Origin of the sequence: Lacibacter cauensis (assembly GCF_007830055.1) — a bacterium.
In the GTDB taxonomy this organism is placed as follows: Bacteria; Bacteroidota; Bacteroidia; order Chitinophagales; family Chitinophagaceae; genus Lacibacter; species Lacibacter cauensis.
In genome coordinates this window covers 140,617-161,838 of record NZ_VLLE01000003.1, presented here as the reverse complement: position 1 = coordinate 161,838, position 21,222 = coordinate 140,617, and the positions used below count along the sequence as shown (strand labels likewise).

At 43.3% G+C, this 21,222-nt stretch carries 17 protein-coding genes; 2 read left to right on the top strand and 15 right to left on the bottom strand.

The genetic code is table 11. The features are described from left to right. Window positions 1-69: 69 nt before the first annotated feature. The 15 genes from IQ13_RS05955 to IQ13_RS05885 all read right to left on the bottom strand — a co-directional run bounded on the left by IQ13_RS05955 (window position 70) and on the right by IQ13_RS05885 (window position 20,048). Complete coding sequence (locus tag IQ13_RS05955; protein WP_144885196.1) at window positions 70-3,918, bottom strand: T9SS type B sorting domain-containing protein; 3,849 nt, start codon at window positions 3,916-3,918, stop codon at window positions 70-72. Between the two features lie 262 nt (window positions 3,919-4,180). After that, window positions 4,181-4,756 carry a DUF420 domain-containing protein gene (locus IQ13_RS05950; protein ID WP_144885195.1) on the bottom strand — a complete coding sequence of 192 codons (576 nt, stop codon included), beginning with the start codon at window positions 4,754-4,756 and terminating at the stop codon, window positions 4,181-4,183. 20 nt (window positions 4,757-4,776) lie between these two features. After that, a complete protein-coding gene (locus tag IQ13_RS05945) occupies window positions 4,777-5,475 on the bottom strand; it encodes an SCO family protein (protein WP_144885194.1) in 699 nt (232 codons plus the stop codon). An 83-nt stretch (window positions 5,476-5,558) separates the two neighbouring features. After that, a complete protein-coding gene (locus tag IQ13_RS05940) occupies window positions 5,559-6,008 on the bottom strand; it encodes a cytochrome C oxidase subunit IV family protein (protein WP_144885193.1) in 450 nt (149 codons plus the stop codon). A 37-nt stretch (window positions 6,009-6,045) separates the two neighbouring features. Next, complete coding sequence (locus tag IQ13_RS05935; protein ID WP_144885192.1) at window positions 6,046-6,717, bottom strand: cytochrome c oxidase subunit 3; 672 nt, start codon at window positions 6,715-6,717, stop codon at window positions 6,046-6,048. A 34-nt stretch (window positions 6,718-6,751) separates the two neighbouring features. Continuing rightward, complete coding sequence (locus tag IQ13_RS05930; protein WP_242009488.1) at window positions 6,752-7,321, bottom strand: cytochrome c oxidase subunit 3; 570 nt, start codon at window positions 7,319-7,321, stop codon at window positions 6,752-6,754. A 49-nt stretch (window positions 7,322-7,370) separates the two neighbouring features. Beyond that, the gene (gene cyoE, locus IQ13_RS05925; protein ID WP_242009487.1) at window positions 7,371-8,291 is read right to left on the bottom strand and encodes a heme o synthase; all 921 of its coding nucleotides are present in this window, start codon (window positions 8,289-8,291) and stop codon (window positions 7,371-7,373) included. 38 nt (window positions 8,292-8,329) lie between these two features. Continuing rightward, a complete protein-coding gene (locus IQ13_RS05920; RefSeq protein ID WP_144885191.1) occupies window positions 8,330-10,144 on the bottom strand; it encodes a cytochrome c oxidase subunit I in 1,815 nt (604 codons plus the stop codon). A 34-nt stretch (window positions 10,145-10,178) separates the two neighbouring features. Further along, the gene (locus tag IQ13_RS05915) at window positions 10,179-11,282 is read right to left on the bottom strand and encodes a cytochrome c oxidase subunit II (protein WP_144885190.1); all 1,104 of its coding nucleotides are present in this window, start codon (window positions 11,280-11,282) and stop codon (window positions 10,179-10,181) included. Between the two features lie 52 nt (window positions 11,283-11,334). Beyond that, a complete protein-coding gene (locus IQ13_RS05910) occupies window positions 11,335-12,618 on the bottom strand; it encodes a quinol:cytochrome C oxidoreductase (RefSeq protein ID WP_144885189.1) in 1,284 nt (427 codons plus the stop codon). A gap of 38 nt (window positions 12,619-12,656) precedes the next feature. Then, a complete protein-coding gene (locus tag IQ13_RS05905) occupies window positions 12,657-13,322 on the bottom strand; it encodes a c-type cytochrome (RefSeq protein WP_144885188.1) in 666 nt (221 codons plus the stop codon). Window positions 13,323-13,332: 10 nt separating this feature from the next. Beyond that, window positions 13,333-13,923, bottom strand: coding sequence for a DUF3341 domain-containing protein (locus tag IQ13_RS05900; RefSeq protein WP_144885187.1), 591 nt, complete (start codon window positions 13,921-13,923; stop codon window positions 13,333-13,335). 35 nt (window positions 13,924-13,958) lie between these two features. Next, window positions 13,959-15,401 carry an NrfD/PsrC family molybdoenzyme membrane anchor subunit gene (gene nrfD, locus IQ13_RS05895; RefSeq protein ID WP_144885186.1) on the bottom strand — a complete coding sequence of 481 codons (1,443 nt, stop codon included), beginning with the start codon at window positions 15,399-15,401 and terminating at the stop codon, window positions 13,959-13,961. Between the two features lie 157 nt (window positions 15,402-15,558). Continuing rightward, entirely contained in the window at window positions 15,559-18,723 is a 3,165-nt protein-coding gene (locus IQ13_RS05890) for a TAT-variant-translocated molybdopterin oxidoreductase (protein WP_144885185.1), read from the bottom strand. Between the two features lie 80 nt (window positions 18,724-18,803). Then, window positions 18,804-20,048, bottom strand: a complete 1,245-nt coding sequence (locus IQ13_RS05885) for a c-type cytochrome (protein ID WP_144885184.1) — start codon at window positions 20,046-20,048, stop codon at window positions 18,804-18,806. 245 nt (window positions 20,049-20,293) lie between these two features. Between IQ13_RS05885 and IQ13_RS05880 the strand changes: the two genes are divergently transcribed. Both IQ13_RS05880 and purN read left to right on the top strand, forming a co-directional pair. Beyond that, entirely contained in the window at window positions 20,294-20,578 is a 285-nt protein-coding gene (locus IQ13_RS05880; protein ID WP_144885183.1) for a DUF6787 family protein, read from the top strand. Between the two features lie 42 nt (window positions 20,579-20,620). Next, window positions 20,621-21,184, top strand: coding sequence for a phosphoribosylglycinamide formyltransferase (gene purN, locus IQ13_RS05875; RefSeq protein ID WP_144885182.1), 564 nt, complete (start codon window positions 20,621-20,623; stop codon window positions 21,182-21,184). Window positions 21,185-21,222: the final 38 nt, after the last annotated feature.

Below are 21,222 nucleotides of genomic sequence, written 5' to 3'. Positions count from 1 at the left end.
CGATAGTTTTTATAGATATTTCATTTTATAGCAGATATAAGATTTTGAATATTGTTTGTTTGTCATGGATTAGCGTACAAGTGTGATGGAGCCTTTTTGATCAATCGTACGACCGTCGGTCATTACAGCACGCAACACATACACGTACACACCTACCGGTTGTGCTTTGCCGTTTTGTGTTCCATCCCATCCCTGCGATTGGTTATTGATAAATGTAACCTGTTGACCCCACTGGTTAAAGATGCGCATCTCTACTTTGTTGATGTAGTTGCCGTAAATACGCAGCACATCGTTTTTGCCATCTCCATTTGGAGAGAACACGTTTGGCACAAACACATCTTTGTTCAATGCTTTCACCGTAATGGTATACGTCACAGGTGTACCTATACATCCATTGATGCGTGGTGTTACTGTTATGGTAGCTGTAATATCTGTATTGCCGGTATTGGTAGCTGTAAACTGTGGCACATTGCCTGTACCCGATGCTGCTAAACCAATTGCAGAATTTGAATTTGTCCAGTTGATCGTTACACCTGTTGCTGGTGTTGTTGTAAATACTGTTGCAGGAATCACTGTGCCGTCATTTACTGTAATATTTGAAGGAGCTGTTACAACGGGTATTTGATTTACCTGTACTGTGTAGGTTGCAGTAACAGCACACTGTCCGGCTGTTGGTGTAAATGTATATACGCCATCGGCCTGGTTGCTCACTGTTGCAGGACTCCATGTACCGGTAACACCGTTACTTGATGTAGTTGGTAATGCAGGTATGGTTGATCCGATACAGATGGAAGCACTTGTACCAAAGCTGAAAGTTGGAGTAAGTATCGGGTTAACGGTTACTGTAAATGTTTGTGTGGTTGCACATACACCGGCTGTTGGTGTAAACGTGTATGTACCACTTGCTGTATTACTTACTGTTGCAGGACTCCATGTACCGGTAACACCGTTACTTGATGTTGTTGGTAATGCTGGTACTGTTCCGCCATTGCAAATAGTAAGTGTTGTACCAAAGCTGAAGGTTGGCACCGTGTTCGGTACAACTGTTACTGTAAAGGTTGTTGTTGTTCCGCATTCGCCTGCGTTTGGTGTAAAGGTATACGTACCGCTTGTCGTATTACTTACTGTTGCAGGACTCCATGTACCATTGATGCCATTGGTTGATCGTGTTGGTAATACAGGCGCTGTGCTGTTTGCACAAATACTTGCCGTTGCACCAAAACTAAAGGTTGGTGTAAGTACCGGGTTAACGGTTACGGTTAATGTTGTTGGTACCGCACACAAACCGGCAGTTGGTGTAAATGTATACGTACCGTTTGCTGTGTTATCTATTGTTGACGGACTCCATGTACCGGTAATGCCATTGGTTGATGTGGTTGGCAATGCAGGTGCAGTTGCACCGTTACAAATACTCAATGCTGTACCAAAACTGAAGGTTGGTGCAACATTTGGATTTACTGTTACTGTAAATGTTTGTGTGGTTGCACACTGTCCCGCTGTTGGCGTAAACGTATAGGTACCGCTTGCACTAGTACTTACTGTTGCAGGGCTCCATGTACCGGTAATACCATTGCTTGATGTGTTGGGTAATGCAGGAACTGTGCCGCCACTGCAGATCGTTAAGCTTGTCCCAAAGCTGAACGTTGGAGTGTTGTTGGCACTAACTGTTACGGTAAATGTTTGTGTGGTTGCGCACTGGCCGGCTGTTGGTGTAAAGGTATACGTACCGCTTGCCGTGTTACTTACTGTTGCAGGGCTCCATGTACCGGTTATGCCATTGGTTGATGTGGTTGGCAATGCAGGTACTGTTCCGCCACTGCATATACTTAATGTTGTACCGAAGCTGAAGGTTGGTGTAATATTCGGATTTACTGTTACTGTAAATGTTTGCGTAGTTGCACACTGTCCGGCTGTTGGTGTAAATGTGTAGGTGCCACTTGCAGTAGTGCTAACTGTTGCAGGACTCCATGTACCGGTAATGCCATTGCCTGATGTATTTGGTAATGCAGGTACAGTTCCTCCATCACAAATAGTCAATGTTGTACCAAAGCTGAAGGTTGGTGTAATGTTTGGATTTACTGTTACCGTAAATGTTGTTGTGGTTGCACACTGACCGGCTGTTGGTGTAAAGGTATACGTACCACTTGCAGTATTACTTACTGTTGCGGGACTCCATGTACCTGTGATGCCATTATCTGATGTAGTAGGCAATGCTGGAACTGTTCCGCCACTGCAGATTGTTAAGCTTGTTCCAAACGTAAATGCAGGTGTAACATTGGGGTTCACTGTTACAGAAAGTGTTGCAGTTGTCGCACACTGTCCGGCTGTTGGCGTAAACGTGTAGGTGCCACTTGCAGTATTGCTTACAGTTGCAGGACTCCACGTACCGGTAATACCGTTACTTGATGTGGTGGGCAAGGCCGGTGCAGTTGCACCCGAACAGATACTTACGCTTGTACCAAAACTAAACGTTGGTGTAATGTTTGGATTTACTGTTACAGTAAATGTTTGTGTGGTCGCACACTGTCCGGCTGTTGGTGTAAATGTATAAGTACCACTTGTTGTATTACTAACTGTTGATGGGCTCCATGTACCGCTGATGCCGTTGCTTGATGTATTTGGTAAGGCAGGTACAGTACCGCCATCGCAAATGGTTAACGTAGTACCAAAGCTGAATGTTGGAGTTACAATCGGGTTGACTGTTACTGTAAAGGTTTGCGTAGTTGCACATTGACCGGCTGTTGGTGTAAACGTATAGGTGCCACTTGCTGTGTTGCTCACAGTTGCAGGACTCCAGGTTCCGGTAATACCGTTATCGGATGTGGTAGCTAATGTTGGAACAGCGTCGCCATTACAAATGGTTAAGCTTGTGCCAAAGCTGAAGCTTGGAGTAAGAACAGGGTTAACTGTTACGGATAATGTTTGTGTAGTCGCACACTGTCCGGCTGTTGGCGTAAACGTGTAGGTGCCACTTGCAGTATTGCTCACAGTTGCAGGACTCCATGTACCGGTGATGCCATTGCTTGATGTTGTTGGCAACGTTGGTGCTGTTGCTCCGGCACAAATACTTGCACTTGTTCCAAATGCAAACGTTGGTGTAATAACCGGGTTAACGGCTATATTAATGGTTACAGGATTTGCACAGGCAGAAGGATCGGGTGTAAATGTATAAGAACCCGATGCGGTATTATTAACTGTTGACGGACTCCATGTTCCGTTAATACCATTATTTGATGTAGTTGGTAAGGTTGGCGCTGTTGCTCCATTACAAATACTTGCAGGTATGCTGAATGTTGGAGTTGTTCGTGGAGTAACAGTGATATTGATCGTTACCGGTAAACCACACTGACCTGCAGTTGGTGTAAATGTATAAGAACCACTTGCTGTATTACTTACAGTTGCAGGGCTCCATGTACCGGTAATGCCGTTATTAGAAGTTGTAGGTAAAATGGGCGCTGTTGTTCCTGCACAAAAAGCAGGGATTGCAGTAAACGAAGGAACGATGATAGGATTTGATAAGATAACACCGGAAAACAAATTGGTTGTATTACCGTTTTCTGTTACTGCAAATCCGGCATATACACCTGCGTTCAAACCTGTGATAGTTACCTGGCCTGCACCGTTTGCTACGAGCGTAACCGGGCCTACAGCAACACCATCATCAGTATACGTTATATCATAACTAGTACCGGGTATTAATCCGTTGATCGTTACAGAACCATCTGTTCCGTTACAGGTAGTAGGATTAGCACTTGAAATAGTTGGTGCAAAAAAAGCATATCCATTTATAAAATAAATATGGCTGCTGTTAATACTACTTAGGGAAGTAAATGTTCCGAAAGTCTGAGCTTGAGAAAAGTACGAAAACAATAGCAGGACAATCGTTCCTACTATGGAAATTGGATTTTTGGGTTTCATTTTTTAGCTGTTAGTTCGTTTAATAGGCTAATTGGAAATATAAACTTAGTGCATAAACTGTTGATAAACTACTATTCCCGTATTTTCCCCGTAAAATTGTGGGTTTCTACTTAGCAATTCATGGATGCTGAAATAGTCATTTTAGTGTCGAAAACTACGAGCCGGCTTGCCGCAAGAAACAGCCTGTTTCTGAAAGTTACGGTAAGAAAAATGGGAATCATTACGATGAATAATTCCCATTTAAAAAATAATGATGCCGGTATTATGTATAATAAGGACTGATCATGAGGTACACAATAACACCGGTAACAGCCACATAAAACCACAAAGGCCAGGTAATGCGGGCCAACTTTTTATGTTTGTGAAACTCTGCGGTTAAACCACGATAAGCTGTAAACAAAATAAAAGGAAGAATGATACCTGCTAAAACAATATGTGTAATAAGAATAAAGTAATACACCAGTTTTATCAAACCACTGCCACCGTATGCTGTTTCGCCTGTAAATAAATGATGGCAGATATAAGAAACAAGAAACAATACAGAAAAGGCAATGGCCCACAGCATTAATTTTTTATGCGTACGGTAACGTTTGTCCTTTACAGCAAACAATGCGCCCAATAAAAACAGCGCCACAAACGTATTAATGAGTGCATTCAACCGTGCAAAAATGTGTTTATCAAAACCAAGGTTTACCTTAAGTTCCACATTCTTTAAAAAAAACACTGCAGCAAATACAATAATACTCACAATAAAAATAAGTACGTACGCCAGCTTATCGTTCTTTTCAATTGCAGGAGGCAATGCTTTTCCTCTTCTGTGTTCTTTGTAACTTGACATATTACCGAATGCTTGGATGATTATTTTCTAAACAGGTTTCGCTTTTTCTTTTTGTCTTTTTCCAAAAACAGTAAGCCAATATCTTTTGCCAGCTTTGCCATAGCAACGGTATCTGTTCCGTCGTACCAGCCACGGATTACCCTGTCTTTATCGAGCAGGTAAAATTTATTGGTATGCAGGAAAGCAGTATCTACTTCGCCACCATCAATGGTTGCTGCTTTAAATTCGTTGTAAGCTAAATCGTAAATAGCTTTTTTATCGCCCGTAAGGAACCACCAGTTGTTGTGCCGTACTTTGTATTTGTCGGCATACCGTTTCAAAGCTTCCACGCTGTCTCTCGGCGGATCAACGGTTAATGATATAAAATGCACCAGCGAATCTGTTTTTAAAAATGCATCCTGCATTTTCTTCATGTTACGAGTAAGTGTAGGACAAGGGTTGGGGCAGCGGGTAAAGAAATAGTCAACCACTAGGATTTTCCCTTTTAACGAATCAACACTCACCGTTTTACCGAGCTGGTTAGTGAATGTAAAGTTGGCAACCTTGTGCCATACTGTATCTTTTACAAGCTTGCCCTTTACCGTTTTTTCTGTAACCGTATCGAAGAAGTAACGTCTCGGCATTTCAACCGAACCTTCGCTGCTCCACTTCACAATGTAATAACTCAGTACCGGTATGCCTACCGCAAGTATTAACCCTAAAAATCCTTTTTTACTCATACACGTTTCATTCGCTGCTAAAAAAATCGTCCCGATACTCCTGCTAAAGGAAAACCGGGACGAATATGAATCAAGAACAATAATTATTTCAATCCGCCTTCATGCGCTCCGCCATGTGCCGGTTCAGCCTTCTGTTCGTATTTCACCGGTGTTTTCGGACGATACTCGTTACGAAGGTTTTTCCAGGAGTTACCATCCCACAAAAAGGCAACGATAAACCAGATGAACAATGCCAGCGGCACAACAATGGTCATGATCATGTTTCTGATTTCATCACCAAGGTGCATGAAAATAGAAACGATGTAAAAAGCTTTTGCCAATGAAAGGATGATGATTACACCTTTGATAGCCAAAATAAGGCTGTGGTTTACATCTGCACTTTTGTGCATGTTGTAAATAACATAACCAAGAATCAATTCAACGATTGTAATTCCTGAAAGGATGAAGGTTGTTCTCCAGATCCGCTTCTTCGAATCGTCGGTTGGTGCACCGTGCGGAAATGTTACTTCTCCTCCAAATGTTTGATGTTCCATATATAAATTATTTCAGAATGATAGTTATTGAAAAAGGTTAAACGAGATAGAAGAATAAGAATACAAACACCCAAACGAGATCTACAAAGTGCCAGTATAAACCTACTTTTTCAATCATCAGGTAATGACCTCTTCTTTCGAATACACCTCTCCACGTCATGATGGTGATAATGATATTGATTACCACACCGGAGAACACGTGAAAACCATGGAAACCAGTGATAGTAAAGAAGAAGTTAGAGAAGTTGGTTGAAGCAACCGTACCATCTGCATTCGGGAAAGGATTATGACCCCACCATGCGCCTTCGTGGTGCAGGTGTGTCCACTCCCAAGCCTGGCAACCAAGAAACGCCAAGCCACCAATGATGGTCCAGAGCATCCATTTGATTACACCTTTTTTATTACCGTGATGGCCTTCGTGTACAGCCAACACCATTGTAACCGAACTTACAATGAGGATAAACGTCATTAAACTCACAAACACCAGTGGTAATCCGCTACCTAAGAAGGGGAAGGATTGAAACACAAAGTTTGGATCGGGCCATGATGGGCTCGATACACGTACTGTACCGTACGCAATCAGGAATGCGCCGAATGTAAACGCATCACTCATTAAGAAATACCACATCATCAACTTGCCATACTCCACATTGAAGGGGCTTTTACCACCACTCCACCATTTTGTGTTTGCTGCTACTGTTTGTGCCATTTATCAGTTTTTAATTGTTCTCAATTTTTAAAAATCAGGATACCAGTAAGAAAAATACAAACAGGTAAATCCATAAAATATCTACAAAGTGCCAGTATAATCCGGCAGTTTCAACAGGTGCTGTGCTGTAATATTTTGTTTTGCTGTTGTACGCACGGAAAAACAAAACAGTTAACGCAATAATACCGCCTGCAACGTGCAGTGCATGTACACCCGTAATAATGTAAAAGAACGATCCTGCCACACTTTCACTGAACGTGATTTTGTTTGCCCACAGTTCTGTAAAACCAATAAACTGTGTTGCCACAAAAGCCAATCCCAATATTACCGTTGCCGAAATCAGCAAACGATACCTTGCCATTTCTCTCCCCTTCATTGCCTTTTGTGCCAGAAAAACTGTTACACTGCTGGCTATCATTAGCACGGTTGACAAATAAAAGATCTTTGGCACTTGCACGGCCTGCCATCCGGCCTGGTTACTTTTTACAATGTATGCACTGGTAAACCCGGCAAACATCATTGAAATACTACCTATTGCTACCCACAAAGTAAACCGATGGGGGTGCATTTTTTGTGTTCGTTCACTACTCATAACCTTCTCCATCTTTCAAACGCATTTTATTCTCAACTGCATTTGCAGTTTTGCTACCTTGTTATTGCTGTGCAATTTTATCGGCCAGCAATGCAAGCAGTACAATTGGTAAATATATGTAGCTGCTGAACATTACTCTTCTTGCACTCTTTACATCCATATTCATATACAGCCGTACACATTGTACAACCATAAACAGGTTTGCCGCAATCAGTACCCACATACTTACTACGCCACTCATGTTAAAAAAGTAAGGTAGCATGCCAACAGGTATCATCAGTAACGAATAAATAACTGTTTGGATAGCGGTAAACTTCGTTGGTCCTTTATCGGATGGAAGCAGTTTAAATCCTGCTTTACTGTAATCGGTATGTGCAACCCATGCTATTGCCCAAAAGTGAGGAAACTGCCAAAGAAACTGAATCGCAAATAGTATCCAGCCTCCTGTCCACGAAAAACTTTCGCCATCGTAAGCAGCTGCCCAGCCAATTAAACATGGTAACGCACCGGGAAGAGCACCAACCAATACTGCAATGGAGTTTACTTTTTTAAGCGGCGTATAAATAAAGCCGTAAATAAATAAACTGATGAGCGATAAGCCCGCTGCATACCAACTGAAGTACAAACCTAAAATCAAAGAACCTGTTATTGCTGCAATGAAAGCGAACGTTGTGGCTTCCTGCACACTCATTCGACCGCTTGCGACTGGTCTTGTACCAGTGCGTTTCATTACTGCATCTGTATCTTTTTCTGCTATCTGGTTTATTGCGTTGGCACTACCTGTTACCAGCATACCACCCAACAACAACAACAAGATGCTTCCAAAATCATATTCAACTACATTGGGTGCAAGCATGTACGCAATTACGCTGCTGAACACCACTGTAAAACTGAGCGTGAACTTAATGAGCTGTCTGTAATCTTCTATCTTACCTCTAATACCCGTTTTGGGCTGCTTGCTATCTGCCTGTGTCTTGCTCAAAATGTTCGTTCATATCGACACGTATCGTGTCGGTTCAATTAATGTTTACTCTCGTTTGCACCTACAGGTACAGTTTGAGCGATATGATCTTGCCCGTCTTTACCATAATCGTATGCCCAACGGTGTACTTCAGGAATTTCACCATCCCAGTTACCATGACCCGGGTTGATTGGTGTTGTCCATTCCAAAGTATTAGCGCCCCAAGGGTTTTGAGTTGTTACTTTTCTTCCTTTCCAGATGCTGTAGAAGAAGTTAAAGATGAACAGTATTTGCACCAGGAATACGATGATGGCAACAATACTGATGAACTTATTCAGCTCTCCAAACTGTTTGAAAGATTCCCAGATATCGTACTTGTAGTAACGACGTGGCATACCTGCTAAACCTTCGTAGTGCATTGGCCAGAAGATGAGGTACGCACCAACCATCGTTATCCAGAAGTGAATATAACCGAGTGTGTTGTTGAGGTAACGGCCATACATTTTCGGATACCAATGATAGATACCGGCGAACATACCGAACATACTTGCCACACCCATTACAATATGGAAGTGCGCAATTACGAAATAGGTATCGTGCAACTGAATATCCAGTGCAGAGTTACCTAAGAAAATACCTGTTAAACCACCAGAGATGAACAAGCTCACAAAACCTAATGCAAACAGCATGGCAGGTGTAAAGCGGATGTTACCTCTCCAGATTGTAGTTAACCAGTTAAATACTTTGATGGCACTTGGTACCGCAATCAATAACGTTAGCAGTACGAAGAAGGCGCCGAGGAACGGGTTCAAACCGGTTACAAACATGTGGTGTGCCCATACCAGGAACGCCAAGATTGTAATGGCGAATAAAGAACCGATCATCGCCATATAACCAAAGATTGGTTTGCGGCTGTTAACCGATAAGATCTCTGATGCCATACCCATTGCCGGCAACAGGATAATGTATACTTCAGGGTGGCCAAGGAACCAGAACAAGTGCTGGTAGAGAATTGCACTACCGCCTTCGTTTGGAAGCGCCTGTCCGTTAATATAAATATCGCTGAGGTAGAAACTTGTTCCGAAATGACGATCGAAGATGAGCAGGATAAAACCTGAGAACAATACAGGGAATGACAATACACCCAATACTGCGGTAAAGAAGAACGCCCAGATAGTGAGCGGCATTCTCGTCATGCTCATACCTTTTGTACGCATGTTGAGTACTGTAGCAATGTAGTTCAAGCCACCAAGTAATGATGATACTACGAACAAAGCCATTGATACCAACCACAAGTCCATACCCACTTTCGAACCGGGAGATGCTTCACCCAATGCACTCAACGGAGGATAAGCTGTCCAGCCACCACTAAATGGACCTGTTTGTACAAACAATGAAGAAAGCATTACTACACTGGCAATAAAGAAGAACCAGTAAGAAAGCATATTCATGAAAGGTGATGCCATATCACGTGCACCCACCTGCAAAGGAATAAGGAAGTTAGAGAACGTACCACTTAAGCCTGCAGTTAATACAAAGAACACAAGCACAGTACCGTGCATGGTTACCAATGCATAATAAGCTTCGGCCTGCAGCTGACCACCTTTTGCCCATTCACCCAGCAAGGCTTCCATCCACGGAAACTTTGCATCGGGGAAACCGAGTTGCAAACGGAAAATAACAGAGAACAAACCACCCAGCAATGCCCAGAACATACCGGTAATTAAAAACTGCTTGGCAATGGTTTTATGGTCCTGACTGAATACATACTTCGTAAGGAAGGTTTCATGGTGATGACCATGATGCACTTCGTGATGCGTTTCATGCGGAACGCTTACGGTAGAAGAATGCACATGTGATGTCTCGTTACTCATAATCTTTTTTTATTCAGTTCTATTGACAATACAATTATTTATTAATAGCTACAGCATTTTTATCTGCAGCAGTTACAGCTGCTGTTGAATCAGCTGCGGGTTTTATTGCGCTGGGATCTTTGTCGGGAAACGCCAGGTAATAATTTGGCTTTTGTTTCGCCATCCAGATATCAAATTCTTCCTGTGTAACAACTTCAATAATTCCTTTCATTGAATAGTGACCGTTACCGCACATCTGATCGCAGGCAATTTCATATACGAAATTGGGGTTGCCGGTACGCTCTTTCATTTCTTTGGTAGTGTACTTCGGCGTAAACCAAAGTGTAGTAGGAATACCGGGTACCGCATCCATCTTTAAACGGAAATGGTTCAAACCAACGTCATGAATTACGTCACGGCTGCCAATGATCAATTTAACGGGGCGGCCTTTAACGATGTACATCGTTTGTGTGGTAACCACATCGTCGAAGTTTGTAGGATCAGCTTTCAGCTTCAGCTCTTCGTTATCTTCGAAGATCTGACCAAACGGATTACTGTTTGCATCGCTGATAACACGGAAATATGTTTTACCGAAAATTTTGTCTTTACCAGGGTAACGCATCATCCAGCCAAATTGCTTACCAACAATTTCAACTTCCAATGCACCTTTTGGAGCATCTGATGTGATGCGGAACCAGAAACGCAAACCAAATACCACCAGTACTGTTAAGAAGATAGCCGGAACAACTGTCCACACTAATTCGAGTTTGTTGTTGTGAGGGAAATAAAAAGCTTTACGACCTTCTTTTTCCTGGTACTTCCATGCAAAGAAGAAAAGAAGAAACTGTGTAATTACAAACACCAGGCCTGTTACAGCCGTAGTGATCATAAACATCTCATCAAACTTTTCGCCTTCAACAGAAGCAGACCCCTGCGGGAACAATGTTGTTTTATATAACAGCTTATTGCAGTAGTAAACAGCAATAAAGCCAACAATCATAAATCCAAGCAGCATAAAACCATTGATGCGGTTATTTTGCTTGCGTGATGTTTCTTCACCTTTTAATACACTCACATATTCGCTGGCCTTCGCAATCTGGAAGATGACAATAAACACCAGGACGGCTGCTGCAATGATCAGATATGTTGTAGTAGTCATAGCTTGCGCAAATTATTTATAGTTGGTCAATTGTTTTTCTTATGTTCAATTATCAGGTATGGTGAATGATACTTTCCTTCACCAACGGATGGTTTTTCGGTAACAACGGAGCCTTTGTTAGATACTTCGCTGTAAGGAAAATAACCAAACCGAGGAAACCTGCACCTACGCCCAGACTGAAAACAAAATGGCCGAGTGAGTTTGATTCTTTACCTAATTCTTTCAACGGACCGGGAGTGATCATTTGATAAAAATCGAGCCAGTGGCCGAAGATGATGATCACCGCCATTAACGTTACTACAGTGTAGTTACGCTTTGAGCCACGACGCATCAGAATTAACAACGGAGCCAGGAAGTTGATGATGAGGTTCAGAAGGAAGATACCTCTGAAAGTACCCTCGCCTTTACCACCAAAACCTAAGCGATCAATAAAGTATGCTGTTTCTTCGGGCTGGTTACTGTACCAGATCAACATAAACTGTGAGAACCACAGGTATGTCCAGAAGATAGAAAAGGCAAACATGAACTTTCCAATATCGTGAATGTGCTCTTCGTTCACATATTCGAGGTAACCCTGGTTTTTGAGGTACACTACAAATAACATGATGAGTGATAAACCTGCAACCCATGAGCTTGCAAAAGTGTACCAGCTGTACATGGTGCTGTACCAATGTGCATCAATGCTCATTAACCACATCCACGGCAACGTACTTAAAACTGTTAAGCCGTAGGTTACCAGAAACGCAGCTGCAATTGCCAACGATTTCCAGTAGAAAGAACGTTCGCCCTTTTGCGCAAGATCTTCTGCAAGCGACAGCTTACGGAACGAATGGCGGAACCACATCCACAAACCAACTGCAGTTACAGACAAAATGGTATAGAACATTGGGTTTAAGAAACCACTCTTGTGTAATAATTTTTCATCGTGCTTTACGTGCTCTACATCTTTCCAATGATAAATGTGATGATCATCAGAAACCCAAACATATCCTAACAGAATAACAAGCGCAATGGGACCTAACACATTCATAGCACCGGAGATTGCTTCGGGTACACGGCGGAACACCAACGGCCAACCAGCCTGCGCCAATGTTGTAGCAGCAATAAAAAAGAAGCTGGCAGCTACCACCAATAACCAGAAGATGCTGTTGTGCATTAATGCCATCCAGAATTTGGTAGCACCATACGCTTCTGCACCATGACCTTCACCGTGACCACCAGAAAACGGATGCAGAAACACTACACCGAGGATGAGGGTTAATACACCTACACCCATCAATGCATAACTCCATTTTTTTAATCCGCCCGGTATTTCAAATTGTTCTTTCAGTGCCATTGAACTTCGTTTATAGTTGAATGTTAGTTTGGTAATTCTTATTTCGTTGCCTTAACTGTTGTGTCTGCTGCAGGCTTTGCAGTTGTATCTGCTGCTGCTACTGGTTTTACACCACCCGGCTGCATGCTCTTTACATAGTGAATAACCATCCAGCGTTGTTTGGTGCTCAATTGCGATGCATAGCTACCCATCAGGTTTTTGCCATAGGTAACCGAGTACATCATTTGGCCCGCAGGCATGTTCTCATATTTTGCATCGCCCACCAATGTAGCCGGCTTTGCAGGGTAAGGGCCATCGCCACCTTTATAAATTGGACCATTACCGTCCAGTTTTTCGCCGTGGCAGATACCACAGTTAACGTTGTATAAACGCTTTGCCTCAGCCATATCCTTTTCGTTAAGGGCAGGGAGCGGATTTACTACTTGTTTAGATGCCACGTAGTTTGCGGTATCGCCGGCAGCATCTTTCGCTAAAGGAAACGATGCAACACCACCACGCTTTACTGTACCAGCTACAGGAGTAGCATCGTAATAAATACCGGCTTCAGTAAGGTTGCTGTGGTCAGCATAGGTTTCTACTGCACGGCTGTAAGCCATATCGGGCATATAAATTTTGCCCGGCTCACGGCGGGGGCCGTTATTGCAGGCTGCTGCTGCCAATACTACTGTAACCAATCCAAGTGTAACAATCTTTGTTGAACGCATTGCAATATGTTTATGCTGTAACGATTTCTTCTTTTTCAAATGCTTTTTTCGCTTTGTCGTAACGACCTAACCACCAACCGGTCTCTGCTTCTTTTTCAAACACCTCTACGGCTCCGGCATTTTTGAAAAAAGCCTTTACTTCTTCTACGTTTGTTTTATCCGTCACTTCAATCGGCATTACAAACAAGTCGTCTGTTGCACGCAAGTGAAAATGATCTTTGGTTACAAACGGAGCCAGCTGGCAGAGGTAACAAAATGTAAGCACCATGCCCACCGCTGCACACAATACCGTTAATTCAAACACAATTGGAATGAAAGCAGGTAAAGGAAAATGCGGCTTACCACCTATGTTCAAAGGCCAGTCTTTGGTAAATACCCAGCTCATGAAAGTTAAGGCAGTAGTTGTACCGGTAAGGGCATAAATAAAGCCGGCTGTATGCAAACTGGTATCACGCAATCCCATTGCATGGTCTAAACCATGGATGGGGAAAGGCGTATATACATCATGAATCTTATAACCTGCTTTGCGGGTATTCTTCACCGCAGGAAACAGCGTTTTTTCATCATCGAAACAGCCAACTACGAATTTTTTTACAGACATATTTTTTAGCTTTTAGCTTTCAGCTTTTGTTCAAATTAATGTGCGTGTGCATGTTCGTGTGCAAACTCTTCCACACTTTGCTCTTCAATACCATCCATTTGTTCCTTGTAGCTTTCGCCATTCTTCTTCAATACATGCTTGATCTCTGCAATCGCAATTACAGGGAAGTATTTCGAGAACAGGAAGTAACAGGTAAAGAACAAACCGAAAGAACCGAGGTAGAAACCAACTTCCCAAATGGTTGGACGATAGTACACCGACCATGAAGAAGGCAGGTAATCACGGTAAAGAGATGATACGATGATTACGAAACGTTCGAACCACATACCCACGTTTACCACAATACTCATTAAGAAAGTAAAGGCAATGTTGCGGCGCAGTTTTTTGCTCCAGAACAACTGTGGCGTAATTACGTTACAGGTCATCATTAACCAGTAGCTCCATCCGTAAGGACCGGCGATACGGTATTTGAAGAAAATATCCTGTTCGTACTTCACGGCACTGTACCATGCCATGAACAACTCTGTTAAATAAGCACAACCCACAATAGAACCGGTTAATACAATCACCTTGTTCATGTTTTCAATGTGGCTGATAGTAATATAATCTTCCAGGTTCATGATCTTACGTGTAACCAGCATCAGTGTTTGCACCATGGCAAAACCGGAGAAGATGGCACCCGCAACGAAGTAGGGAGGGAAGATGGTGGTATGCCAACCGGGAATAACCGATGTAGCAAAGTCGAATGATACGATTGTGTGTACTGACAATACGAGTGGCGTACTTAAACCGGCCAATACCAGTGATAAGCTTTCGTGACGTTGCCAGTGTTTGGTAGAACCTGTCCAGCCGAAAGAAGCAACACCATAGAATGCTTTTGCCCATTTCTTTTTAGCACGGTCACGCAAAGTGGCCATATCAGGAATCAAACCGCTATACCAGAATAAAAGAGATACCGTAAAGTAAGTAGAGATCGCAAATACGTCCCACAACAATGGTGAGTTGAAGTTCACCCATAAAGGACCACGAGTGTTGGGGTAAGGCATTACGAAAAAGGCCATCCATACACGACCCATGTGCCAGATCGGGAACTGACCCGCACAAATTACCGCAAAGATGGTCATCGCTTCTGCAGCACGGTTTACACCCGTTCTCCATCCCTGGCGGAAGAGCAACAAGATTGCAGAGATCAGCGTACCGGCGTGACCAATACCTACCCACCATACGAAGTTGGTGATATCCCAACCCCATCCGATGGTTTTGTTCAGGTTCCACATACCTGTACCGTACACAACCTCTTTATAAAGGCTCACTGCACCAAATAACAGGAGGGCAACCGAAATAATGAAACCGATCCACCACAAACGTGTGGGAGCAGCTTCCACCGGCTTACAAATATCCTCTGTAACATCGTGGTAGGTTTTGTGACCATCAACCAATGGTTCCCTTACCTGTGATTCGTACCTTAATAATGACATACTTGTTTTCGCTTTTAGCCTTCAGCTCTTCGCCGTAAGCTTTGGTTTTATGTTTTGTACTTGGCTCCAGATTTCTTTTCGTCTTCTGTTGCGTCGCACTCTTCAACTTAGTTCAATTCTATTCAGCAAATCCCTATTGTGGGAACGACACCTTTTATTAATGTGCCGCTTCTGTTGCTGCTTCTTTTTTCTCTTCGTGCTTTTCTTCGCCGTGTGCTTCGTGGCCTTCTTCGTGGTTACCAACTGTACGGTCGGTATTACGCACTTTCGCCAGGTAGCTTACGTTTGGCAACACGTGAATTTGTTCCAACACATAGTAATTACGGTTGTAACCTTCCTGTGTACGCACTTTATTGATAGCACTTTCCTTATCGTTTACGTTACCGAATACGATAGCGTTAGTAGGACAAGCCTGCTGACAAGCTGTTTTGATATCGCTGTCAACCAATGGACGGCTGTCTTTCTTAGCAGTCAGCTTCGCTTCCTGTAAACGCTGTACGCAGAACGAACATTTTTCAATAACACCACGGCTACGAACTGTTACATCAGGGTTCAACACCATGCGTGTAAGATCGTCGTTCATATCAAGTGTTACTTCGTTCAGGCGGCCATACTCAACCAACGGATTCTGGTTGTCTTTAAAGCTGTCTGCACCATTCCAGTCGTGCCAGTTAAAGCGACGAACTTTATACGGACAGTTGTTGGCACAATATCTTGTACCGATACAACGGTTATACGTCATTTGGTTCAAACCTTCGCTGCTGTGGTTGGTAGCGGCAACCGGACAAACGTTCTCACAAGGAGCGTTGTCGCAATGCTGACACATCATTGGCTGGAATACCACATCCGGATTTTCCATATCACCGCTGAAGTAACGGTCGATACGTAACCAGTGCATATCGTGGTATTTACCTACCTGTGTTTTACCTACAACCGAAACGTTGTTTTCTGCACTACATGCTACCACGCAGGCACCACAACCATTACAAAGGTTCAGATCGAGGCTCATACCCCATTTAATACCCGGCTTGTCGAATACAGGATACAATGTTCCTTTTTCTTCCAAACCATCGATACCACCGTATGGTCCAATTTCGGCCATACGTTCATTAATGAAGTATTTTGGATCTTTCTTGAATACTGCAAGGCTTGTTTCTTTTACCACTTCCACACGGTTATCGTAGGTACCATGTGTCTGCATCTGCACCACATCATACATCTTATCTGTCTTTTCAACAGCTACATCTGCAACAACGTATTCGTATGTTGCACCATTGAAGCCAACAAATGGATAGATGTTTTGACCGGCACCTTTTGCAGCACGGCCCACCTTTTCACTGCGTCCGTAACCGGTAGCCACAGCAATGGTGCTGTTGTTTGTACCCGGAACAATGATCAGCGGCAATTCGATTGATTTGCCGGCTGCAGTTATTTTCAACACACGCTTTGGAGGATTTACTTCGTACTCGTCGAGTTCGGCTTGTGTTGCATAGCCAAACTCTTTAGCTGTTTCGGGAGATACAATTGCGTAGTTATCCCAACATGCACGGGTAAGCGGATCAGGCATTTCCTGCAACCATGGGTTGTTGGCCATTTTACCATCACCGATGCTTACTTTTTGGTAAATCACCAGTTCGTGCTTACCGCCTTTTTTAGCAGCACTTAATTTAGCCACCGCATCGGTTAATGCAGCGCCGTTGAATGATGCACCTGCAACAACAGGAGCTGCGGGTTCCATTACACCATCCTGTAATGCCTGGTCAAATGCAATCTGGCCACCCAGTTTGCTGATCCAGTATGCTTTGAAATATGTTTCGTAATCCGCAACAGTGCTTCCGCTCCACTTTAATAAAGAAGTAGCAAACGCTCTTGTTTTAAATAACGGATGAATTGTAGGCTGAATGAAAGAGAGGTAGCCAGATTTTGCTTCGGCATCGCCCCAGCTTTCTAAATAATGATGATCGGGAAGGATGAATTTACATTCTGCAGTGGTTTCGTCTTCACGTTCGTTGAACGATACAGACAAAGAAACTTTTTTCAACGCATCTGCAAACTTCTTACCATCACGGTAAGTGTACACAGGGTTTGCACCATGAATGAATACTGCACCAACCGCACCTGCATTCATATCGGCAACCAGTTGTTCAAACTCAGCATCAACACCTTTACGGTAGTTGAGCATGGTACCGTAGTTTACAGTTTTGCCGTTTGCGCCAATTTTATCATTGATTGCATTGACAATGATCTGTGCATTTACATCGTTGCTTCCGCTAACCACTACCGCATTACCACCTGCTGCCAGTAATTCTTTTGCAGCAGCATCAATACCTGCAGCCAAACGCTTATCTGCAATAGCAGGAGCTGTTACTGCACCACCAACCTTTGCATAAAGTGCCAACAATGCAGCACCCAGTTCGCTTGGCTTGTGTGTGTAACGTTCGTCGGCACTTGCACCAGTTAAGCTGTACATGCTTTCGAACTGGAAGTGACGGCTCATGGTTGGGTTCTTCTCGTTGATTTTACGCTTACCGGCATATTGCTTTGCAAAGTCAACCGGGTTGAGCCATGTACCGAGAAAATCTGCACCAAAGCTTACAATTACATCAGCTGCATCGAAGTGGTAAGAAGGAATTCCTTTTTTACCATAAGAAACTTCGTTTGCCTGGATGATACCGCTGTAAGAAACGGCATCGTATGTAACATGCTTGGCAGTTGGATATTTTGCTTTGAACTCATCAATAACTGTTAATACAGTTGGTGAGTTAATTGTAGACGTTAAGAGTACGATTTGTTTGCCGGCTGCAGCAGTTAAAGCAGCTGCAATTTTTTTGTCAACAGCTTCGTATGTGGGCGCTTCTTTAAAACCTTCGCCGGTTTTTTCCATCGGGAAACGTACACGTGCAGTATCGTACAGGCTTAATACCGATGCCTGTACACGCTGTGATGTACCGCCTTTGGTAAAGCCTAATTCGTTACCCTCAATTTTAATGGGACGGCCATCACGCACTTTCGCAACCACAGGTATCACATCTCCATCAAGTACAAAGGTTGTTGCGTAATAGTTGGCAACGCCGGGAACAATATCAGCAGGCTTGTTAAGGAAAGGAATTGCCTTTTTTACAGGAATCTCACAACTTGCAGCAAGTGTTGCTGCGGCTGTGCTGAAGCCGAGGTACTTTAAGAAATCACGACGGGGAGTTTTTGCTCCGTTATCGTCCATTTCAAACGGCAGTTCTTCTTTGAATTCGTTTGCAGCATCTTCTGTGTATGCTTTCGTCGCATTCAACTGTCCAAAACTTTGCCAATACTTATTCTTGCTCATATGCTAATTAGCGAATTTGAAAAATTAATCCTTCGATGTTTGCTCAGGATGATTCGGTTATTGCGTAACCTTTCCTATTATTAATAGTGACATTTTTGACACTCTGTACCACCAATCTTCTCAACGGTTACACTGTCCATTTTGCCGTTCTTAATGTCGTTGTGGAACTTCTCGTACATGCTGTAGAAGCCGTTTTCTTTGAACTTCACATTTGTTTCACGATGACAGTTGATACACCAGCCCATGCTTAAGTTGCTGAACTGATAAACTTCACCCATCTTCTGAATTTCACCATGACAGGTTTGACATTGTACGCCACCGGCTTTTGTGTGCTGTGAGTGGTTGAAATACACGTGATCGGGCAGGTTATGGATTTTGATCCACTCAATTGGTTTGCCTTCGCTTGTGTATTTATTTGCTGTTGGATCCCAGCCGGCGTATTTATATAATTTCTGAATTTCTGCAGTACCGTTTACTTCTGTACCATCTTCTTTAAAGATTTTTTCGCCTTTATATTCATTGATGGCCATGTGACAGTTCATACAAACATTTACACTGGGGATGTTTGCGTGCTTGCCTTCCATAGCACCACCATGGCAGTATAAACAGTTTACCTGGTTAATGCCGGCGTGTACTTTATGTGAGTAGTAAATAGGTTGTTCCGGCTGATAGTTTTGCTGACGGCCCAAACCGATAGCGCTTTGAGCAATTAAATACCCACCAGTTAAGAAAAGGAGTATGATACCAGTAGCAATGTATGCTTTGTTTTTCCAGAAAGCTACAGGCTCGCCACGTACTACACCGTCTTTTTCGTCGGTAAGTTTCTTGAGGTTACTGTTAATCTGCAATAAGATCAATGCTACAACCGCCAATACCATTGCCAGAATACCAAACAGGAGAGAGTTGTCTTCAGCAGGTTGATCTGCAGTTGTTGTAGCTGCAGGTCCTTCCGGCTTTTTCGTTGCCTCAATATTAATATAACCAATAATGGCATCAATATCTTTTTCGCTCAAACCGGGAAAGCCAGTCATCAGAATTCCGTTGAACTCTTTAATGAGGTTGGCGGCGTACGCCTCGGTTTTAGCAAAACCAGCCGGATTGTGAATCCAGGCGTACAGTTTTTTACGATCGCTCCAAGGACCACGCTCCTCTACACCAGCCAAAGCAGGGCCGGTTAACTTCTTGCCTACAGCATGACAGCTGGCACAATTGGTCTGGAACAGGGCTTTACCGTCCTGCGCAAACGAATTACCGGCAAATAACAGTGTTACAACGAATAAGCAGAGCGTGAACGACTTGCGGAGTAATAGATTTGGTTGATTCATAACGTTCTGGAACCGTATTGTGAATGGGAGAAATATCCCGTTATACAGGCTGCAAAAATAGGGGAGGATACTGACATAATATCCACACTTTGAAAAAAATTTTTACTTAGTTGTGACTTGACAATGAATCGTTTGCCAAAAAAATTGCTTTCAATTTATCTTGAAAAAACTGAACGGCTTGTTTACCTAAGTTTTTTAGATGTGTACCTGCTTATTAAACAAAGTTTTCCCCCGATTTTTGCTTGATGTTTGAAAAACTACGAACGAAATGGAAGGTAACGCCTTTGCAGCTGGCGTTGATCCTTTGCACTTTTGCCATTGGCGGCAGCCTTACCGGGTTTGTGGGCAAACGGATCATGCCCCTGTTTGGCATCGAGAGCCCCTGGCTCTACCTTCCGGTTTATATTCTGCTCATTACCCTCATCTGGCCCATGATGGTATTGCTGATAAGCATTCCTTTTGGACAGTTTCGTTTTTTTACCGCCTACCTCAAAAAAATAGGAAAACGGATGGGTTTGGTAAAGAAATAAGCCAAAACCGACCATTTTTCAGCAAAAAACCAACTAAAACCAATGAAACGTATAGCCATTTTTGCATCGGGCGCAGGCAGCAATGCCCGGAAAATTATTGAGCATTTTAACCATCACCCCCGCATCAGCGTGGAGTTGATTGTGTGCAATAAGCCCGGCGCAGGCGTATTGAACATTGCCGACGAACACGGCATCCCTACCTTATTATTAGATAAAGAACAGTTCTTCCGTGGCAATGCGTATGTAGATGAACTGAAGGCCGACGAAATCGACTTCATTGTTTTGGCGGGCTTTTTATGGAAGGTGCCTGCAGCACTTATACAGGCTTACCCCGGAAAAATTGTGAACATTCACCCCGCTTTGCTGCCGAACTATGGAGGCAAGGGCATGTACGGGCATTTTGTGCACGAGGCCGTAATTGCCAATAAAGAAACCGAAAGCGGCATCAGCATTCACCTGGTAGATGAGTTGTACGATCATGGCAAAGTGGTGTTCCAGGCCAGCTGCGAAGTAAAAGCCGATGATACGCCCGAAACCCTGGCCCAACGCATCCACGAACTGGAGCATAAACATTTTGCACCGGTTATTGAAACCCTGCTTTCGTAAATCCATCCTAAAATATCGCAGTCCGCTGTTTTTTTTTA